The organism is Parafrankia discariae, assembly GCF_000373365.1.
GTDB lineage: Bacteria > Actinomycetota > Actinomycetes > Frankiales > Frankiaceae > Parafrankia > Parafrankia discariae.
In genome coordinates this window covers 112,768-132,983 of sequence record NZ_KB891104.1, presented here as the reverse complement: position 1 = coordinate 132,983, position 20,216 = coordinate 112,768, and the positions used below count along the sequence as shown (strand labels likewise).

Annotated in this window: 10 protein-coding genes; 4 read left to right on the top strand and 6 right to left on the bottom strand. The window is 74.4% G+C overall.

Annotated features, from left to right (window positions below; all coding sequences use genetic code 11):
• Positions 1-114: 114 nt before the first annotated feature.
• Positions 115-1,380, bottom strand: a complete 1,266-nt coding sequence (locus tag B056_RS35115) for a pentapeptide repeat-containing protein (protein ID WP_230202819.1) — start codon at positions 1,378-1,380, stop codon at positions 115-117.
• Between the two features lie 24 nt (positions 1,381-1,404).
• Positions 1,405-1,791 carry a VOC family protein gene (locus tag B056_RS0104560; protein WP_018500725.1) on the bottom strand — a complete coding sequence of 129 codons (387 nt, stop codon included), beginning with the start codon at positions 1,789-1,791 and terminating at the stop codon, positions 1,405-1,407.
• 308 nt (positions 1,792-2,099) lie between these two features.
• Between B056_RS0104560 and B056_RS0104555 the strand changes: the two genes are divergently transcribed.
• The gene (locus tag B056_RS0104555; RefSeq protein WP_026239322.1) at positions 2,100-5,705 is read left to right on the top strand and encodes a proline dehydrogenase family protein; all 3,606 of its coding nucleotides are present in this window, start codon (positions 2,100-2,102) and stop codon (positions 5,703-5,705) included.
• 468 nt (positions 5,706-6,173) lie between these two features.
• Positions 6,174-8,393: an NADP-dependent isocitrate dehydrogenase gene (locus B056_RS0104550; protein WP_026239321.1), complete on the top strand. Its 2,220-nt coding sequence runs from the start codon at positions 6,174-6,176 to the stop codon at positions 8,391-8,393.
• Positions 8,394-8,580: 187 nt separating this feature from the next.
• Here the strand turns inward: B056_RS0104550 and B056_RS0104545 are convergent, their stop codons facing one another.
• Positions 8,581-9,651, bottom strand: coding sequence for an aromatic ring-hydroxylating oxygenase subunit alpha (locus B056_RS0104545; protein WP_018500722.1), 1,071 nt, complete (start codon positions 9,649-9,651; stop codon positions 8,581-8,583).
• 810 nt (positions 9,652-10,461) lie between these two features.
• Here B056_RS0104545 and B056_RS0104540 point away from each other — a divergent pair.
• On the top strand, positions 10,462-10,701 hold the full coding sequence (locus B056_RS0104540; RefSeq protein WP_018500721.1) for a hypothetical protein: 240 nt from the start codon (positions 10,462-10,464) through the stop codon (positions 10,699-10,701).
• Between the two features lie 102 nt (positions 10,702-10,803).
• Here B056_RS0104540 and B056_RS0104535 read toward each other — a convergent pair whose 3' ends face one another.
• The gene (locus B056_RS0104535; RefSeq protein WP_018500720.1) at positions 10,804-11,709 is read right to left on the bottom strand and encodes an alpha/beta hydrolase fold domain-containing protein; all 906 of its coding nucleotides are present in this window, start codon (positions 11,707-11,709) and stop codon (positions 10,804-10,806) included.
• Between the two features lie 224 nt (positions 11,710-11,933).
• The gene (locus B056_RS0104530) at positions 11,934-13,370 is read right to left on the bottom strand and encodes a P-loop ATPase, Sll1717 family (RefSeq protein ID WP_018500719.1); all 1,437 of its coding nucleotides are present in this window, start codon (positions 13,368-13,370) and stop codon (positions 11,934-11,936) included.
• 244 nt (positions 13,371-13,614) lie between these two features.
• Between B056_RS0104530 and B056_RS44020 the strand changes: the two genes are divergently transcribed.
• Positions 13,615-13,809, top strand: a complete 195-nt coding sequence (locus B056_RS44020) for a hypothetical protein (protein WP_018500718.1) — start codon at positions 13,615-13,617, stop codon at positions 13,807-13,809.
• Between the two features lie 68 nt (positions 13,810-13,877).
• On the opposite strand, the gene B056_RS0104520 is transcribed toward B056_RS44020, so the two are convergent.
• On the bottom strand, positions 13,878-20,039 hold the full coding sequence (locus B056_RS0104520) for a type I polyketide synthase (protein ID WP_018500717.1): 6,162 nt from the start codon (positions 20,037-20,039) through the stop codon (positions 13,878-13,880).
• Positions 20,040-20,216 lie beyond the last annotated feature (177 nt).

The following is a 20,216-nucleotide window of genomic DNA, read 5'->3' as shown; positions in this document are numbered from 1 at the left end:
TCCACCGCCAGGATCGGCTGGATCCGCGCGGCGCGCACATCCGCCGTGCCCGCCGTGCCCGCCACGCCCGCCACGCCTGCCGCGGCACCCGCACGCCCCCGGCCGGGCGTGGTGCTACCGCCCGGCCGGGGCCCGCGCGGTGTCCCACGACGCCGGCCGGACCAGGCCCGCCGGCAGGTGGGTCCGCCGGTCGCCCCGCGCGGAGTCCACCTGCCGCTGGGCCAGACCGGTCGCCGCGGCGAGGTCGGCGCCGTCCAGCCGGGCGTTGGTGAGGTCCGCCCCGGAGAGGACGGCGTCGGTGAGGACCGCGTCGTCCAGGACGGCGTTCGTGAGATCGGCGCCGCCGAGCTGGGCCCCGGTGAGGTCGGCCCGGCCCAGCTGGGCCCCGGTGAGATTCGCCCGGAAGAGCAGGGAGCCGGTGAGGGTCGCGTCGGCGAGCCGGGCGCCGGTGAGATCCGCGTCGACCAGCTCGGCGTCGGTGAGGTTCGCCCGGCGCAGGTCGGCGCGGGCGAGGTCGGCGTCGTCCAGGCTGCCGCCGGTGAAATCGACCCCGGCCAGCCGGGCGTCGGTCAGGGTGGCGTTCGTGAGCGTCAGGTGGGCCAGGCTGGGCGGGCCGGGAAGATCGGCCTGGCCGGTGAGCCCGGTGAGCCCGGTCAGGTCGGCGCCGGTGAGATCCGCGGGATGCGGAAGGCGCGCGAGGACCCCGACCGCGGCGCGGATGTCGACGGCCGGCGGCCGGGACGGCCCGCGCCGCCCGGGCTTGGCCGACGGCACGGCGCTCGGGGCCGGCGCCGGGGCACGCCGGGGATCGGTGCTCATGGTGCGGACGAAGGCGGCGAGGACCTCGACGACGGCACGCCGGTCGGCGGGGCTGTCGGTGACGATCCGCTCGAGGGCGTAGATGCCGCCCAGGCGGATCGTGTCGCTGTCCGAGCCGAGCTGGTCGATCGCCCGGGTGTAGAGCTCGCGGACATGGGTGTTCGCGTAGGCCTGCCGCTCACGTTCGTCGGCGGCCTCGTTCGCCCGCCGGGTCTCGGTGTTGGCCGCCCTGGTCTCGTCCAGGGCGACCAGGGCACCGGCCACGGCGATGAGCGCCGAGGCCGCGGTCAGCAGGCCGCCCTGCAGGGACGCCCGCGCGTCGGTGTCGCCCGGGTCCGGGTACATCCGCGGCGGGAGATGCCAGATCCCGACCGCGGCCGCCGCCGCGCCGGCCGCGGCCAGGCCGGCGACGATCCACAGCCAGCGCCGGCCCGCGGACCGCCGCGCGGCGCCGCTGGTGGCGGCACCGGTCGGGCCGCCGGCCCGGGCGCCGCTCCCGCCGGCGCCTCCGCAGGAGCAGGGATCCCGTCCGCCGGGGGTCACACCGGCGTTGTCGGTCACGTCCCGTCCACCGTCCTCCGGTCGCTACCCGTTGTTCCCGTAGGGGCGGGTGAGGATCTCCATCCCGTGCCCGGACGGGTCGAGGAAGTACAGGCCGCGCCCGCCGTGGTTGTGGTTGATCTCGCCCGGCAGCCGGCCGTGCGGATCGGCGTAGAAGGTGATGCCGGCCTGCCTGATCCGGGCGAACGCCGCGTCGAACTCCTCGTCCGACACCAGGAACGCGTAGTGCTGCGTGGCGATGGGCTCGGCCGTGGTGACGGCGAAGTCCAGGGCTACGCCGTTGGCCGTGACGACCGGCAGGAACCGGCCCGTCCGCGGCCCGACCTCGAGACCCAGGATGTGGGCCAGGAACCGGGCGGACTCCTCGTCGTCGCGGGCGTGGACGATCGTGTGGTTCAGCTCGACGGACATGGGTGAACGCCTCCGTGCGACACCTCGGCGGCGTCTCCATGCCTCACCCGGCCGGTGACCGGCACGCGGCGCCGCGGCCAAGATCCTATGAAGCTTTCCCGGGCCGTGTCGGGTATCCCGGCAGACCCGTGCCCACCCGGCGGGGACGGACGTGAACGGACCGCGCGCCGCGGGTACGACCGGTGTGTACCCCGCCGGTGGGGCCGTGCCGTCGGTGCCCGCGGCCACACTGTGTAGGACGGCCACCGTGGACCGCGACCGGACCTCGGCCCGAACACGGCGATCCGGACACCGACCCGAGGACGGCGATGACCGCGGCAGTGAGCAGTAGCCCGCACGACCTGTCCGGCCTGGGCGACGAGGCTGTCGCGCTGGTCCGCCGCTGGGTGGCCCAGGCGGCGTCCGAACCGGTGGACCCGGCCGCGGCCCGGCTGGCCGCCCTGCTGCGGGAGCCGGGCGGGCTGGCGTTCACCGTGCGCTTCGTCGACGGGGTGGTCCGCCCGGAGGACCCGCGGGTGGCGGCACGCAACCTGGCCCGGCTCGCCCCGTCCGTGCCCGCGTTCCTGCCCTGGTACCTGCGGGGGGCGGTGCGGGCCGGGGGAGCGGCCGGTCCCGTGCTGCCGTGGGTCGTCGTCCCGGCCGCCCGGCGGGTGCTGCGCCGGATGGTCGGCCACCTGGTCGTCGACGCCACCGACCGCCGGCTCGGGCGGGCCGTCGAACGGCTGCGCCGGCCCGGTGTGCGGCTGAACCTGAACCTGCTGGGGGAGGCCGTCCTCGGGGAGCGGGAGGCCGCGCGCCGGCTGGCGGGCACCATGGCGCTGCTCGCCCGGGGCGACGTCGACCACGTGTCGATCAAGGTCTCGGCGAGCGTCGCGCCGCACGCGGCCTGGGCCTTCGACGAGACCGTGGCGCACGTCGTGGCGGCGCTGACGCCGCTGTTCGAGCGGGCGGCGCGGTCACGGCCGGCCACGTTCGTCACGCTGGACATGGAGGAGTACCGCGACCTGGACCTGACGATCGCGGTGTTCACCACGCTGCTCGACCGGCCCGCCCTGCGGCACCTGGCCGCCGGGATCGTCCTGCAGGCCTACCTGCCCGACGCGCTCGGCGCCCTGACCCGCCTGCAGGAGTGGAGCGCGGCCCGGCGGGCGGCCGGCGGCCCGCCGGTCACCGTGCGGCTGGTGAAGGGCGCGAACCTGCCGATGGAGCGGGCCGAGGCGTCGCTGCGGGGCTGGCCGCCCGCGCCGTACGACACCAAGCGGGAGACCGACGCCAACTACAAGCGGCTGCTCGACCACGCCCTGCACCCCGACCGGGTGGCCAACGTGCGCGTGGGGGTCGCCGGGCACAACCTGTTCGACCTGGCCTTCGCGTGGATCCTCGCCGGCCGGCGCAGCGCCCGCGGCGGCCTGCGCTTCGAGATGCTGCTCGGGATGGCGCAGGCGCAGGCCCGGGTCGTCGCGCGCGAGGTGGGCGGGCTGCTCCTCTACACCCCGGTGGTGCGGCCCGCGGAGTTCGACGTCGCCATCGCGTACCTGGTCCGCCGGCTCGAGGAGGGCGCGAGCCGGGAGAACTTCATGTCGGCGGTGTTCGACCTCGCCGTCGACGAGACGCTGTTCGCCCGTGAGGAGAAGCGGTTCCGCGCGTCGCTGGCCGACGTCGACGACACCGTCCCGGCCCCGCGCCGCACCCAGAACCGGCTGCGTGCCGCGCCCCCCGTCGACGCCACCGGGCCGGCCGGGCCTGTCGGGCCCAGCGAGCCCGCGGGGTCTGACGCCGCGGGGCTCGCCGGGCCCGGCGGCGCGGGCGGCTTCCGGAACGCTCCGGACACCGACCCCTCCCTGGCGGCCAACCGGACGTGGGCGCGGTGGGTCCTGGCCCGGGTGCCGACGTCCACGCTGGGTGTCGACCTCGTGGCCGCCACCACGATCCACACGGCGGACGAGCTGGAGGCGGTGCTGGCGCGCGCGGTCCGCGCCGCGCCGGGGTGGGCGGCGCTGGGCGGGGCGGGCCGCGCGGCCGTGCTGCGCCGGGCCGCCGAGGTGCTCGAACAGCGGCGCGGCGAACTGGTCGAGATCATGGCCGCCGAGACCGCGAAGACCTTCGACCAGGCCGATCCGGAGGTCTCGGAGGCCGTCGACTTCGCCCGCTACTACGCCGCGCGGGGCGCCGGCCTCGACGACGTCGACGGGGCGCTGCTCGCGCCGGTGCGCCTCACCGTGGTCACGCCGCCGTGGAACTTCCCCGTCGCGATCCCCGCCGGTTCCACCCTCGCCGCCCTCGCCGCGGGTTCACCGGTGGTGGTCAAGCCGGCCGGCCAGGCCCGCCGCTGCGGCGCCGTCCTGGTGCGGGCGCTGTGGGACGCCGGGGTTCCCCGCGAGGTCCTCCACCTCGTCAACGTGGACGAGGGCGACCTGGGCCGGGCGCTGGTCGGTGACCCGCGGGTCGACCGGGTCATCCTGACCGGCGCGTTCGAGACGGCGGAGCTGTTCCGGTCGTTCCGCCGCGACCTGCCGCTGCTGGCGGAGACCAGCGGCAAGAACGCGATCGTGGTGACGCCGAGCGCCGACCTTGACCTGGCCGTGCGGGACGTCGTCGCCTCGGCGTTCGGCCATGCCGGCCAGAAGTGCTCGGCGGCGTCGCTGCTCATCCTCGTCGGCTCGGCGGCGACGTCGCGTCGGCTGCGGGACCAGCTCGTCGACGCGGTCCGCTCGCTGGTCGTGGGGGAGGCGGCCGACCCGCGGACCCAGCTCGGGCCGCTCGTCGAACCGGCGTCGGGCAAGCTGCTGCGCGCGCTGACCGAGCTCGGCCCCGGGGAGCGCTGGCTCGTCCAGCCGCGGCGCCTCGACGATCGGGGCCGGCTGTGGTCGCCCGGGGTGCGTGCGGGGGTGGCCCGCGGATCGGAGTTCCATCGGACGGAGTACTTCGGCCCGGTCCTGGGAATCATGGCGGCGGCCGATCTCACCGAGGCGGTGGAGATCCAGAACGAGGTCGACTTCGGTCTCACCTCGGGCCTGCACTCGCTTGAGGCGGCCGAGCTCGACTACTGGCTGCGCCACGTCCAGGCGGGCAACCTCTACGTGAACCGTGGCATCACCGGCGCGATCGTGGGCCGTCAGCCGTTCGGCGGCTGGAAGCGGTCGGCGGTGGGCCCGGGAACCAAGGCGGGCGGCCCGACCTACCTCTACGCCCTCGCCGACTGGGCCAGCAGACCCGCCACCGCGACGGCCGAGCTCGGGCCGCCCGCCCGCCGCCTGCTGGCCGCCGCCACTGACGCCATCGCTGTCACTGCCGCTGTCACCGCCGCCGCGGCCGGCACCGGCCGCGGCGCTGCCGACGAGGGCGGGTCCGGTGCTGGCGGGTCCGCCGCGGTCGCGGATCTCGCCGGGCTGGAACGGGCGCTGCGCAGCGATGCCGCCGCCTGGGCCGAGGAATACGGTGCCGCCCGCGAGCTCGCCGGCCTGGTGGCCGAGCGCAATGTGCTGCGCTACCAGCCGGTCCCGGTCGAGATCCGCTTCGCGGGTGGCGGAGTGTGCCAACTCGTCCGGGTGGTCGCGGCCGGGCTGCTGGCCGGCTCGCCGCTTTCGGTGAGCTCCGCGGTCGAGCTGCCGCGGTGGCTGCGTTCGGAACTCGCCGGGTTGGCGGTCGCGAACAGCCACCAGTCCGACGAGGAATGGTTGGCTGGTATCACCCGGCGCGCGGCGGGCCGGGCCGCGCCGCGGGTCCGGCTGATCGGTGGGGACGCCAGCGCGCTGACGGCGGCGGTCGGTGACCGCCTGGAGATCGCGGTCCACGCGCGACCGGTGACGGAGTCCGGGCGGCTGGAGCTGCTGCCGTTCCTGCGCGAGCAGGCGGTCAGCATCACCGCCCACCGCTTCGGCACCCCGGACGGCCTCTCCGACACCCTGCTCTGACACCCTCGGAGAAGCATTCAGGCGTGCTGCCTGGGCCGCTCTCTGTGCTGCTGGCGCAACTCCACTCCGGAGTGAGCCGGGGGCGGGTTCCCGGGGTGTCGGCGAGGGGTGGCTGATCCGGCTGGCCTGACCGCCGGCGGCCCGGGGGCACCGCGGACCTCGTGGGGATGCGGGTCGAGTTCGCACCGCGGCCGCGGCCTCGCCGGGCGCCGCCGTGCTTGAGGAACTGGCACCGGACTGAGGGCGCCTGCGCCGCCGGCCGGCGGGTGGGCGTCGGGCCGTGCCGGGCCGTGCCGGGTCGTGCAGGTCGCAAACGGTGGCACGGCGCACCCACGGGCGGCGACAGTGGATGGCCGGGACGAGCGGCAACACACGGTGCCACACGCCTCTGCGCAAGGATCAGAGACGCGGGACGGGTAGGGCATACCTTGATACGACACGAAGTAGTAGACGTGAAGCGGAGTATCGGTGACTGATTCGGTGATCATCTACACCCAGACGGACGAGGCGCCGGCGCTGGCGACGTACTCGTTCCTGCCGGTGGTGCAGGCGTACGCGTCCACGGCCGGGGTCGGGGTCGTCAGCCGCGACATCTCCCTGGCCGGGCGGATCATCGCCAGCTTCCCGGAGTACCTCGAGCCGTCCCAGCGCATCGACGACGCGCTCGCCGAGCTCGGCGGCCTGGCCCGCACGCCCGAGGCGAACATCATCAAGCTGCCGAACATCTCGGCGTCGATCCCGCAGCTGCGGGCCGCCGTCGTCGAGCTGCAGCAGCAGGGCTACGCGCTGCCGGACTACCCCGACGACCCGAAGACCGACGAGGAGCGGGAGATCCGCGCCCGCTACGACAAGGTCAAGGGCAGCGCGGTCAACCCGGTGCTGCGCGAGGGCAACTCCGACCGTCGCGCGCCGGCGTCGGTGAAGAGCTACGCCAAGGCCCACCCGCACCGCATGGGCGCCTGGAGCGCCGAGTCGAAGACGAACGTCGCCACCATGGGCGCCGACGACTTCCGCTCGACCGAGAAGTCCACGGTGATCGCCACGGACGGCTCCCTGCGCATTGAGCTGGTCGGTGACGACGGCACCACGACCGTCCTGCGCGAGTCGGTACCGGTACTCGCCGGTGAGGTCGTCGACGCCTCCGTCATGCGGGTCGGCGCGCTGCGCGAGTTCCTCACCGAGCAGGTGGCCCGGGCGAAGGCCGAGGGCGTGCTGTTCTCGGTGCACCTGAAGGCCACGATGATGAAGGTCTCCGACCCGATCATCTTCGGCCACGTCGTGCGCGCGTTCTTCCCCGAGACGTTCGCCCGGCACGGCGCGGCGCTCGCGGCGGCCGGCCTGACCCCGAACGAGGGCCTCGGCGGCATCTTCAAGGGCCTGGAGGCGCTGCCCGAAGGCGCCGAGATCAAGGCCTCCTTCGAGGCCGAGCTCGCCGCCGGCCCGCCGCTGGCCATGGTCGACTCCGATCGCGGGATCACTAACCTGCACGTCCCGAGCGACGTCATCGTCGACGCGTCCATGCCGGCGATGATCCGTACCTCCGGCCACATGTGGGGGCCGGACGGCGCCGAGGGGGACACCCTCGCCGTCCTGCCCGACAGCAGCTACGCCGGCATCTACCAGGCCGTCATCGACGACTGCCGGGCCCACGGCGCCTACGACCCGGCCACGATGGGCTCGGTGCCCAACGTCGGCCTGATGGCGCAGAAGGCCGAGGAGTACGGCAGCCACGACAAGACCTTCGAGATCGCGACGACCGGCACGGTGCGTCTCGTCGACGGCGCGGGCACGGCCGTCCTGGAGCTGACCGTGAGCGCCGGTGACATCTTCCGCGCCTGCCAGACCAAGGACGCCCCGATCCGCGACTGGGTGAAGCTCGCCGTCACCCGGGCCCGCGCCACCGGCAACCCGGCGGTGTTCTGGCTCGACGAGACCCGGGCGCACGACGCCCAGCTCATCACCAAGGTCCGGACCTACCTGGCCGACCACGACACCACCGGGCTGCAGATCGAGATCAAGGCCCCGGTCGACGCCATCACCTTCTCGCTGGAGCGCATCCGCCGTGGCGAGGACACCATCTCGGTGACCGGCAACGTGCTGCGTGACTACCTGACCGACCTGTTCCCGATCCTGGAGCTCGGCACGAGCGCCAAGATGCTCTCGGTCGTCCCGCTGATGAACGGCGGCGGCCTGTTCGAGACCGGGGCCGGTGGTTCGGCGCCCAAGCACGTGCAGCAGCTCGTCAAGGAGAACTACCTGCGTTGGGACAGCCTGGGTGAGTTCCTGGCACTGGCGGTGAGCTTCGAGCACCTCGCGCAGCGCACCGGCAACGCCCGCGCCCAGGTGCTGGCGGACACCCTGGACCGCGCCACCGCGACCTTCCTCAACGAGGACAAGTCGCCCACCCGTCGGGTCGGTGGCATCGACAACCGGGGCAGTCACTTCTACCTGGCCCTGTACTGGGCCCAGGAGCTGGCCGCGCAGACCGCCGACACGGCCCTCGCGCAGGCGTTCGCCGGCCTGGCCGAGAACCTCGCGGCCCAGGAGAAGACCATCGTCGAGGAACTGCTCGCCGTGCAGGGCTCGCCGGCGGACATCGGCGGCTACTACCAGCCCGACCCGGCCAAGGCCACGGCCGTGATGCGTCCCTCGAAGACCTTCAACGAGGCCGTCGCGACGCTTGCCTGACCCACCGGCGAACGGTACGTCAGAAAAAGGTACGTCAGAAGCAGCTGGGTCAAGGGAAAGGGCCCGGGCTCTCCACGGGCCCTTTCCCTGATCGTTCGACCCGCCGCGCGGGCTCGCCGCCGGACCGGCTTCCACCGGTACGCGGCGGTCGCCGTCGGCGCGCGGTGGTGTTCGTCCGCGCGGGCCGTCAGCGGCCGAGCGCGTCCTCGAGGACCTCGTGCCGGTGGTGCAGGCCGGGCTCGTTGCGCCCGAAGACGAGGTCCGCGCGGGCACCCGAGGCCATGCTCGCCTGCACCTGGGCCGCCAGCGCGTAGTCCTCGTCGCGGACGGCGTTGTGCGCGTAGTCGAAGATCGTCTCCGCGGTCTCCCGGGTCGCCTCGTCGGTGAGGTCCATCGGGGACGCGTTCTGGTGGTAGGTGAACGAGTGGCCCGGCCGCTCGCCCGGGTACACCCGGAACACCTCGCCATTGGCCACCGTCACGGACAGGACGATGTTGGGGAACAGGGCGTAGATCAACACGAAGTTGTTCAGCGGCTCCCAGTCCTCCTCCGGTTTGTCCGCCAGGTCGGTGATGTGGTTCATCGGGAAGACCAGCCGGTGGTGCGGCCCGTAGGAGTCGAACAGCGCGCAGTTACTCTTGTTGATCAGCGCGAACGTGTCCCGGTGCACCGACGCGAAGTGGTAGCTCTCGGCGAACGTGTCCAGCGCGAGCTTCCAGTTGACCGGTGAGTCGAGGACCTTCTCGCCCACCGGCGCCCACGACCCGATGTTCCAGGACGCCAGCTCGGGGCCCAGCGGGCCCAGGTGCGCGTCGATGTCCAGCGGACCGGCGGCCGGGTCCAGCCCGACCCACAGGAACCCCGAGTTCTCGGCGGCGGGCAGCTCCGTGAGCCGCGCCTGGCCGTTCAGCGTCGCGGGGAAGCCCTCCCGCCCCGGGCCACCGACGAACTCGCCGCGCGCGTCGTATGTCCACGCGTGCCAGGGGCAGGTGAATCGCTGCGCCACGCCGCAGCCCTGGGCGACCTGAGCCTGCCGGTGGGCGCACACGTTCTGGAAAGCGCGCACCGTTCCGTCGTCGCCGCGCGTCAACAGCACGGGGACGTCCATCACGGTCTTCGTGCAGTAGGTTCCGGCGGCGGCCAGCTCCGAGCTGTAACCCACGAGCTGCGGTGAACGCCGGACGACTTCACGTTCCAGTTCGAAACGTTCCTGGCTGGTATAGGCCGTGGCCGCCACGCCGCCTTCCGTCGGCGTCATGTCGGTTGTATTGTCGGTCGCTATTTTTAGCGCCCGTCGCGTGAGGTCGACGAGCTCGTGGCGGTCGATGTGAGCCCTCCCAATTCGATGACGACGTCATCCCGCGCGCGGTGCGGCGGGATGGGATCAGGTAGGCAGAATTGTATGTGCTCACCACCAACGGTCTTTACTCGGGCTAAGTCACCATCCCGACAGGAAGGGGGGCGCTCCCGTGCGTCACGGACAGGTGCGACGAGGGTGGCCGGCGCGGGCCCGGCGCGGGCCCGGCGCCGGCGGCCGGGCACCTGGGTGGGGGCGACCCCGCCGGAGGTGATTGCTCCGTGGTGCCAGGCACTCCTGCCTCCGAGGTCCTCCCAGGCAGGACGTCGGACGGTGCGGGGGTCGGGATGTCCGGCGGGTCCGCCGTCGCGGCGGGGGGCGGAGCGGCGGTGTCCCGAGGCCTGCCCGAAGGCCGTCCGGAGGTCACCTCGCCAGCCCTGACGCACGCCCCGGGGCGGCGCGGAATCCCCGCCCCGCCCGTGGCGGGGATTCTCGGCGGGATTCGTCGGTGCCGTGACGTGGGTCACGACATTCGGCGGTGAGTGACCCGTGCCACCCTGGGGTGTCGGTTCCCCGACGGTTCCGTCGGGGCTGTGTCCCACGGCATAGACGTGGCCCACATTGTGGTGTGTCCGGCTCTTGAAGGTGCGTCCGAGGTCACGTCGTCCGTGCGGATTATCTGGCGGTCGCGGATGCATTATGAATAGCGACGGCAGAATCCCAGCCGCCCCGAATGCCAGTCGGCACCGAGGATCCTTCAGGGGGATTGACGTGAACCTCACCAGCTCCGACCGTCCGGGCCTCTACCAGAAGCTCGCCGCCCGCCGCGCCGTCCGTCGCCAGCGCCACGAGTTCGAGCTCGTGATCAGCTCGACCGAGACGCCCGCGGCCCGGCAGGAGATCCAGGCGATCTACACCCGGCACAACGCGGCCATCGGCCCGTCGGTCGTCCCCGGCCAGCGTCAGGCGGATGGCTCCGACGCCAGCGCCGACGCGACCGAGCGTCGCTGACCGGGTAACCGGCACCCGACAGCACCCAGCAGTTACGAACCGGCCCTGGGGCGGTCCGCCGCGATGCCGGCGGGCCGCCCCAGGGCCGCGTTCGGCCGTGGTTCAGCCACGGCCACCCAGGGCGGCGCGCAGGGCGGCCACCGTCTCGGCCGAGGCGGCGCGCCGCCGGGGCGCCGGCTCGGACACCGGGCCGGCGACGACCTGCAGCCGCGCCGGGACACCGGCGGCGCGCAGCGCGTCGGCGTAGCCGACCCCCTGCTCGCGCAGCCGGTCCCGCTCCTGGACGCAGACGTACGCCGGCGGCAGCCCGCGCAGGTCCTCGGCCCGCGCGGGCGCCGCGTACACCGGCACACCGTCGGTACCCGCCCGGCCCTCGCCCAGGTACGCGTCCCAGCGCACCGCACTGGCCGCGGCCAGGCTCGGCGCGGCCCGCCGATCGTCGAGCTCCGGGAAGTCCAGGCACTGGAAGCACAGCGCCGGCCCGCCCCGGTCCCGGGTGAGCAGGGCCAGCGCGGCGGCCAGGCCCCCGCCGGCCCCCGCCCCGTGCACGGCGATCCGGTTCGGATCGACGCCGAGCCGGTCGGCGCGGGCCGCCATCCAGCACAGGGCCGCGTAACAGTCCTCGAGCGCGGACGGATAGGGATGCTCGGGGGCCAGTCGGTAGTCCACCGCGACGACGACGACGCCGACGGCGCGGCTCAGCCCGATGTTGGCGCGATGCTCCGTCCCGAGGCCACCCGCGACGAGTCCGCCGCCAGGCAGGTGCAGGACGGCCGGAGTGGGCCGGGCGACACCGACCGGGGTGTAGATGCGCACCGCCACGTCGGGGGCGTCCGGCGGGCCGGGTACGCAGGTGTCGGTGATGTTGACCCCGGTCAGGTCGATCTCACGCGTGGCGGCGAGCATCAGCTCGGCCGCGCGGGCACGGGTCGCGGTGATGTCGTCGACGGTGCCGTGCGGCGTGATCTCGACGAGCGAGGCGAGTTCGGGATCGAAGCGGTACGGCATCCATCCTCCAGCACACGTGTCGGGCACTCGCGGTCCGGCCGCGCCCCCCGGCTCGTCCAAACCACGCCCAATGTTCACCCCTGGAAGCCCCTCTGGATGCCCTCAACCCTGTTGTTCTGACGGATCGGCATCCCGCCCGCCGCCGTGGCGGACATCTTCAGGTGGTGCGTGCCGTGCTGCGCGTAACTGTTCGCCGGCGACCTTGGTCCCGGTTGGGGTCGATCTCAGTCCAGGGTTCCCACGTACTGCCGGAACATCGGATGGACGGCGAAGGTCGAGACGCCCCGGGTCGAGGTCAGGGAGTCCGCGCGATCACTGCCGGCCCACGATGCGGACAGCACTGAGTGGTCGCGGATGAAACCCACGTTCCACAGCGTCTCCAGCAGATGGTCGGGATCCCGGTCGGCGATCCACTTCGTGGCCTCGCGGCTGGTCCGCACGGCTCCCGTCGCGATGTCCAGCAGCAGCAGCTCGAGGTCGTCGCGGGTCCAGGTCGCCGGGCGGCCGCGGAACGCCTCGAACACGCTGAGCAGGCCCGGGTGCTGGAACCGGTACTCGGCCGCGATGTCACGGGTCCGCTCGCCGGAGTAGGTGGCCTCGACGGCGAGGATGTCGCGCCGCGCGATCCGCTGACCACCGGCGGAGCGGTGCTGGCGCGCGTGCTCGAGCGCGTGGCTGCAGTACTGGATGATCTCGCGCGGGCGGCGCAGCGAGCGGTCGACGATGTAACGGAACGACCAGCGCGGATCCCGGAACACCGCCGTCCAGCACTCGTCGTCACCCACACCGCTCAGCCCGGGAACGGTGTGCCGGATACGGCAGGCGATCAGCTGCCACAGGTGCGGCTCGTCCCACCGCACCACCTCGATGAGATCGCGGAACTTCTGCGCGTCGTCGTAGAGGGCGGGAATGTTGTCGTAGAGCTCCTGGCGCAGCGACATGAAGACGTGCAGGTGCGGCGACAGCTCGTTCAGCGACATACAGGCCTGGAAGAGACCGGCGACGAACGCCTGGGCGTCCTCGCTCGCGTCCCAGCCGCGGTCCAGTTCGTCGACCAGGACGGTGACCCCCGAGCGCGCGCACAGACGGGTCAGCGGCGCGATCAGGTGTTCCAGCTCCTGGAGCTTGTAGAGGCGCTGGAGCTCGGCCGTGCGGATACCGGCCTCGAAGCTTCCCAGCTTCACCGACTCGATGCGGCGCAGATAGGAGACGAAAGAGTCCAGCGGGGTGACCGCGGCGCCGAGATGATTGTCACGCAGATAGGCGTAGACCTGGCTCTCGGCGCCGCGTCTTATCCGGCCGTGCCGTTTCGTCAGCTCCTTCATGATGAGCACGAGCAGCAGGTACTTCCAGGCGACGGCGTACGCGCCCAGCTTGGCCCACGCGCCGTCGGCCTCGCGGGTCATCGCCCCGCTGAGGAACTCGTACGAGTAGTCCTCGGGCGCGAGCTCGATCACCGAGGCCCCGCGGTCGCGGTGCCGGCGGGCCATGGTCTTGAGGATCGCGCTCTTCCCGGCGCCCCGGTTCGCGACCAGGATCGTCTTCGTCCCTGTGTTCATGTTGCGGTACGCGGCCGACTCGATGAAGTAGGCGTCGAGCCCGCGTCTGATGTCGCGTTCGGCGGCCGGCGCGCCGAAACTGAGGCGGCTGAAGTCGGGCACGGTGCCTCCAGAGTTCCCAGGGGATTCCCGCCATAAGAGCTTAGACAGCCGGCGGCCGCCCCAGAAGTGAATATCCGGAAGGGGAGACGGTCCCAGGCCGGCGGTGGGCTCCGGGTCTCGGGCCGATCGGCCACGCCGGCGGAACCGGTCATGCCGGCGTACCGAAACGCCGTGGTTCCGGAGGTCTTTCGATACCGGCCGAACACGGTGGCTGCCCCCGCCGGTGCGGGCCACACTCGGGAAAATGTCGGCTTCGTCTTCGCTGTCCCGGTCTATTCCTGCTTACGGCCCTGGCCTCTACCCTGTCCAGAGGCAGGCGGGCGCAAACGAGGGCTCCTTCGGAGCGCACGCGGAGTACCTGATCGTGGACGTCTACCGGTACGTCGAGTCCGGGCAGAAGCTCGGCAGCGTCGTGGTCACGGTCCTCCCACCGGACTGAGATCCCGGCCACGGAGGTCGTGCGGCTCCCGGGCCCGCCGGCCGCCCTGCTAGCGGACCGCCGCCCCGCTAGCGGACCGCCGTCCCGCTGACGACGGGGTGAAGCGGCGGACGGCGGGAACCGAGGCCGTCGAGCCAGGCGTGGATCGTGCGCGCGGTGGCGCCCGCGTGCTCGTTCATCATCGACTGGTGGTCGCCGGAGGTGTCCACGGTGTCGAAGGCCAGGTCCCATTCGTCCGCCCAGCCGGTCGACGGGCCCGCGGCGCCGGGGTCGGTCCGTTGCCCCGGCATGCGCTGGAGGGCGCGGACGAGGACGATCGGCGCGCGTACCGCGGTGGGCTTCCATCCCTCGAACAGGTCGAGATAGGCGCCCTGCGCGGTCACCTGGGACTCGGTCATCAGCGCGAACGCCTGGTCGTTGACCGCGATGCCGCGCAGCTCCTCGGCGATGTCGGCCTCGGGGATCCGGTCGCCGGGCAGCCAGGTGTCGAGCAGGACCACGGCGCTCGGGCGGATGCCGCGGGCCTCCAGCCGCGCCGCGACGGCGTGCGCCAGCCAGCCACCGGACGAGTAGCCGGCGAGCGCGACCGGTGTGTCCGGGAAGCGCGCGGCCACCGTCTCGGCGTGCAGGTCGACGACGAGGTCGGCGGTGGCGGGCAGGAGCTCGCCGTCGCCGAAGCCGGGGTGCGCCAGCGCGTGCACGGCGCGGCGGCCGTGCAGGTGCAGGGCGAGCCGGGCGAAGGTGTGCGGCCCCGACGGCGCGACCATCGACGGCAGGCAGACCAGCGCGGGCGTGGCGGGGCCGGAGGCCAGCGTGACCGGTCGGGGCCGCCTCGTGAGCTCGCTCGACGTGGTGAACGTCGCCCGCAGCCTGGCGGCGGCGCGCAGCACCCCGACCCCTTCGGCGAACTTCCCGTCGGCGCACGCCTGTCGGTAGAGCCCGCGGACGCCTGTTTGTTCGGCGCCGCCGTGGTCGCCCCCGCCGCCGCTGCCGCTCCCGGCCCGGGGGCCGGTCGAGGTCCGGCGGGTCCCGGGCCGGGTGACACCGCCGGCGGTGCCGGCGGTGCCGGCGGTGCCGGTGGCGGGCCGGCTGGCGAGCAGGCTGTGGAGGTGGTCGGCGAGGTCGGCGACGGTGGGGTGCTCGAAGACCGCGGCGGTGGCGAGCGCGACCCCGGTAGCACCCGCCAGCCGGCGGCTGAGCTGTACCGAGGCCAGCGAGTCGAAGCCCAGCTCGAGGAAGCGCCGTCCCGTCTCGACCTCGTCGGCCTCGCGGTGGCCCAGTACCGCGGCGGCCTCGGCCTGGACGAGGTCGCGCAGCGCCCGGCCGCGCTCCGCCGCGGGCAGCGCCGCGAGATCGCCGCCCGGGTCCGCGAGATCGCCGGGCGGTGGCCCGGTGAGATCCGCGGGCCGTGTTCCGGCGTCGGCCGGGGGACGTCCCGTGCCGGCGCCGGGGGTGTCGACCGCGGCCGGGGAGCCGGCGTGGTCCGCGGCGGCGGGCAGCTCGTCGAACAGGCGCGAGGGCCGGGCGGCAGTGTAGGCGGCGAGGAACCGCGTCCAGTCGACATCGGCGACGGTGACCGGCCCGGGATGGCCGGCGCCCACCGCCCGGGCCAGGGCGTCGACGGCCCGGTCGGGGGGGAGCGGGTTCAGGCCACGGCGGCGCAGGTAGTCACGGCGGGCCGGTTCCGCCCCCATGCCGGCCTCGGCCCAGGGGCCGAACGCGACCGAGACGGCCGGGCGCCCGGCCGCGTGCCGGAAGGCGGCGAGCGCGTCGAGATAGGCGTTCGCCGCGCTGTACGGGGCCTGGCCGCCGCTGCCCCACGTCGCCGACACCGACGACAGGAACACCAGCGGGATGTCCCAGGCGGCCTCGTGCAGAAGCTCGGCGGCGCCGGCCTTGGGCGCGAGCACGGCCGCGATCTGGTCCAGGTCGAGCTCGGGCAGCGCGGCCAGCGGGCCGTCGACGCCGGCGGCATGGACGATCACGGAGAGCGGGGCCTCGGGATCGGCGGCGAGCTCGCGGACCAACGCGGCCAGCTGGCCCGTGCCCGTGCCCGTGCCACCGCCACCGGCGGCGGCGTCGCAGTGACGGACGACGGTCTGGGTGCCGAGGGCGGTCAGCTCGGCGCACAGCTCGGCCGCTCCGGGGGCGTCCGGGCCGCGGCGGCTGGCCAGGATCAGCCGGCGGGCTCCGTCGTGGGCGAGCCGGCGGGCGATCCGGGTGCCGAGGGCGCCGGTGCCTCCGGTGATGAGCACGACCGCGCCACGGACATCCCACGGTGCGGTGGTGACAGGTGCGGCCTCCTGGACCAGCCGGGGTACGAGTAGCCCGGCTGGGCGGGCGGCGAACTGGTCCTCGCCGTCCGGCGCGGTCAGCGCGGCGCCGAGCCAGCCGAGTGTGGAGTCGTCCAGTTCGGCGGGGAGGTCGACGAGACCACCCCAGTGACCGGGCCGCTCCAGAGCGAGGGAGCGCCCCAGCCCCCAGAGCAGCGCCCCGGCCGGATCCCGCACGCCGTCCCCGCCCCCGGCCTCGGCCTCGGCCTCGGTTCCGGCTCCGGTCTGGACGGCGCCGCGGGTGAGCGCCCACAGGGGCGCGTCCAGCTCGACGTCGTGCAGGGCCTGCGCGAGCACGCAGGTGAGGGCGAAGCCGGTCGTGAGCCCGGGGTGGTCGGGGTGGCGTGTCGTGTCGAGGCCGAGCAGTGACAGCACGCCGCCGCGGCCGGCGGTGGCACCGGGCCGGCCGAGGGCGCGCAGGCGGGCGGCGAGACGGGCCCGGTCGGTGTCCTCGTGGCGCAGCGGCACGCGGAGCACGGTGCCGCCGAGCCGCTCGACGATCCACGAGACGCGGGAGACCTCCTCGCCGGTGACGCCCGTGGGGGGGAGGAGCAGGAGCCAGCGGCCCACCAGCGGCGGCGGGGTGCCGTCCGTCCCGGGCAGGGCACCGGTGTGCGGGACGGGCCGGGAGTGCCAGTTGATCCGGTAACGCCACCCGTCCGGGCCGGCGGTGCCACCCGGGGTGAGCGTCCCGTCCGGGGCGGACGGCGTGGAGCGGCGGACCGGGTCGGTCCAGTGGCGGCGGCGCTGGAACGGGTAGGTGGGCAGGTGCCGGTGGGCGGGCCGGCGGCTGGTGGCGTGCGGGTTGTTGGCCGCCGGCCACGCGATCGGGGTGCCGTGGGTGTGCAGCTCGGCGAGGCCGATGTGCAGCGCGGTGGTCTCGGGCTGCCCGCGGCGCGCCGCGGTGACCACGCGGCCCTCGCCCAGGTACGGCGTCAGCGTGGGCTTCGGTCCGATCTCCAGGTAGGTGGTGATGTTCTCGGCCCGGGCCCGGACGGTGGCCTGGTGGAACCGGACGGGCTCGCGGATGTGGCGGACCCAGTACCCCGGGTCGGTGAGGTCGACCGGGGTGTCCGGGTCGGTGCTCAGGCGTCCGGTGAGGGCGGAGGCGATCGGGACGGTGGGCGGGTGGTAGGCGAGCGTGCGGGCGACGGCGGCGAAGCGGTCGAGGACGGGATCCATGTGCGCCGAGTGGAAGGCGTGGCTGACGGCGAGCCGGCGGGTCGGGCGCCCCTGCTCGGCCCAGCGCGCGGCGAGCGCGCCGACGGCGTCGGGATCACCGGCCACGACGACGGCCGTGGGGCCGTTGACGGCCGCGATGTCGACCAGGCCCGCGTACTCGGGCAGGCAGCGGCGGACCTCGTCCTCGGTCGCGCCGACGGCGGCCATGGCGCCGGGGGCACAGCTCTGCATGAGACGGCCGCGGGCGGCGACCAGCGCGGTCGCGTCGGGCAGGGTCCAGACGCCGGCGACGTGCGCCGCGGTGAACTCACCCACGGAGTGGCCGAGCAGCAGGTGCGGGGTGACGCCGAAGCTCTCCAGCAGCCGGAACAGGGCGCTCTGGTAGGCGAAGAGCGCGCACTGGGTGTACAGCGTCTGGTCCAGCAGGACGGCGGGCGCGGTGTCCGGGGCGGCGAACATCACGTCGCGCAGCGGCTCGTCGAGATGCGGGTCGAGGTGGTCGCACGCGGTGTCGAGCGCGCGGGCGAACGCCGGGTAGGCGGTGTGCAGGCGCCGTCCCATGCCGTGGAGCTGGCTGCCCTGGCCGGTGAACACCATCGCGATCCGGGTGCCGGCGGGGTCCGCGGGGGCGCTGCCGCGCAGGAGGGCGGGTGCCGCCCGCCCCGTGGCCAGCGTGCTCAGCGCCCGCACCAGGTGGGACGCCCGTTCCGCCGGCGGCCCGTCGAGGACGACGGCGGCCCGGGTGGCGAACCGGGCCCGCGTGCCCAGGGTGTGGGCGGCGTCGTCGACGGTGATGTCCGGGTGGCCGGTGAGATGGTCGGCGAGACGGGCGGCGTGCGCGCGCAGCGCGTCGTCACCGCGGGCGGAGAGGATCACCGTGGTGGGCAGGCTGGCCGCCCACCCGGGCGTGTCCCCGCCGGCGGTGGCGCTGTCCCCGGTGGCCCCGGCCCCGTCTTCGGTGGCGCCGGCCCCAGCCCCGTCGGCGTCGGCGGGTGTGGCCTGGGCGGGGATGCGGGCCGGGCCGGGGGGCTCCTCGAGGATGAGGTGGGCGTTGGTGCCCGAGACGCCGAAGGCGGAGACGGCGGCGCGGCGCGGCCGCGTGGTGGCGGGCCAGGGCGTGGACCTGGTGAGGAGGGTGACCGCGCCGGTGGACCAGTCCACGTGGGGGGTGGGGGCGGTGATGTGCAGGCTGGCCGGCAGGGTCTCGTGGCGTAGCGCCTCGATCATCTTGATCACGCCGGCGGTGCCGGCGGCGGCCTGGGCGTGGCCGATGTTGGACTTCAGCGAGCCCAGGTACAGCGGCCGGTCCGGGGACCGGCCGGCGCCGTAGGTCGCGAGCAGGGCGCGGGCCTCGATCGGGTCGCCGAGCGGGGTGCCGGTGCCGTGCGCCTCGACCGCGTCGACGTCGCCGGCGCGCAGGCCGGCGTTGGCCAGGGCCTGCTGGATGAGCCGCTGCTGGGACAGGCCGTTGGGGGCGGTCAGGCCGTTGCTGGCGCCGTCCTGGTTCACGGCGCTGCCCGCGACGACGGCCAGCACCGGCAGTTGCCGGGCGCGGGCGTGGGAGAGCCGGGTGAGTACGACCACGGTGGCGCCCTCGGCCCAGCCGGTGCCGTCGGCGTCGGCGGAGAACGCCTTGCACCGGCCGTCGGGCGCCAGCCCGCGCTTGCGGCTGAACTCCATCAGCATGGACGGCGTGCTCATCACGGTGACGCCGCCGGCGAGGGCCAGGTCGCACTCCCCGGAGTACAGGGCCTGGGCCGCCAGGTGGACGGCGACGAGCGAGGCGGAGCACTGGGTGTCCACCGTCAGCGCGGGGCCCTCGAAGCCGAACGTGTAGGAGACCCGGCCGGCGATCACCCCCAGCGCGTTGCCGGTCAGCAGATGGCCCTGCAGCTCGGCGGGGGCGTCGTGCCACGGCGGGCCGTAGTCCTGCAGGGAGACGCCGGTGAACACCCCGGTGCGGCTGCCGCGCAGCTGGTGCGGGTCGATGCCCGCGTGCTCGAACGCCTCCCAGGACACCTCCAGCATGAGCCGCTGCTGCGGGTCCATCGCGGTGGCCTCCCGGGGGCCGATCCCGAAGAAGCCCGCGTCGAACAGGCCCACACCGGGGAGGAAACCGCCCTGGCGGGTGTAGGCGGTACCCGGATGCTCGGGGTCCGGGTGGTAGATGCCGTCGAGGTCCCAGCCACGGTCCGTCGGCAGGCCGGCCACGACGTCACGGCCCTGCGCCACCAGCTCCCACAGCGCCGCCGGAGAGTCGGCGCCGGGCAGCCGGCAGCCCAGGCCGACGACGACCACGGGATCGGCGCCGCGCCCGCCCCCCGCCGCCGGCGCGGCCGGCGCGGGTGCCGGGCCGGCCGTCTCCTCGCGCACGCCCAGGATCTCGGCGTGCAGGAACGACGCCACCGCCTTCGGCGTGGGGCGCTCGAAGAGCACCGTCGCCGGCAGCCGCACCCCGGTCGCCGCGGTGAGCTTCGCCCGCAGGACGTCCGCTATGCGCCGGTAGACCCCCAGCGCGCGCCAGGGGGCGCCGCGGTCGACTCCCGCCGAACCGCCCCGGCCGCCGGTGACCACGACCACGTGGTCGACGACGAGGTCCAGCAGCGCCTCGATCTGGGCGGCCGGCGACAGCTCGACGAGCCGGGCCCGCCACGCGTCGCGGGCCTGGTCCGCGGTCTCGCCGGAGTGGCCCTGCTCTGGGCGGGTGCTGTCCATCCGAACACTCCTGACGTGCGCAGGCGGGGCGCCGCGGCGCTCCGCCGGGGCGATTTCCCGTGACCTTTGGCCTTTTCGGCGGTTCCCGGTCCGGCCGGTGCGGAGAACGCGGGCGGGAGAACCGGTTCGCCCCGCGCGCGGAAGTCGTCGGGCGGCTCCGGCGGATATCAGGCCCGG

Bases quoted from the DNA above. Each gene is read 5' to 3' on its own strand.
- B056_RS0104555 (WP_026239322.1), top strand. From the start codon at position 2,100: ATGACCGCGGCAGTGAGCAGTAGCCCGCACGACCTGTCCGGCCTGGGC.
- B056_RS44020 (WP_018500718.1), top strand. From the start codon at position 13,615: ATGTCGGCTTCGTCTTCGCTGTCCCGGTCTATTCCTGCTTACGGCCCT.
- B056_RS0104535 (WP_018500720.1), bottom strand. From the start codon at position 11,709: ATGCCGTACCGCTTCGATCCCGAACTCGCCTCGCTCGTCGAGATCACG.
- B056_RS0104545 (WP_018500722.1), bottom strand. From the start codon at position 9,651: ATGACGCCGACGGAAGGCGGCGTGGCGGCCACGGCCTATACCAGCCAG.
- B056_RS0104520 (WP_018500717.1), bottom strand. From the start codon at position 20,039: ATGGACAGCACCCGCCCAGAGCAGGGCCACTCCGGCGAGACCGCGGAC.
- B056_RS0104560 (WP_018500725.1), bottom strand. From the start codon at position 1,791: ATGTCCGTCGAGCTGAACCACACGATCGTCCACGCCCGCGACGACGAG.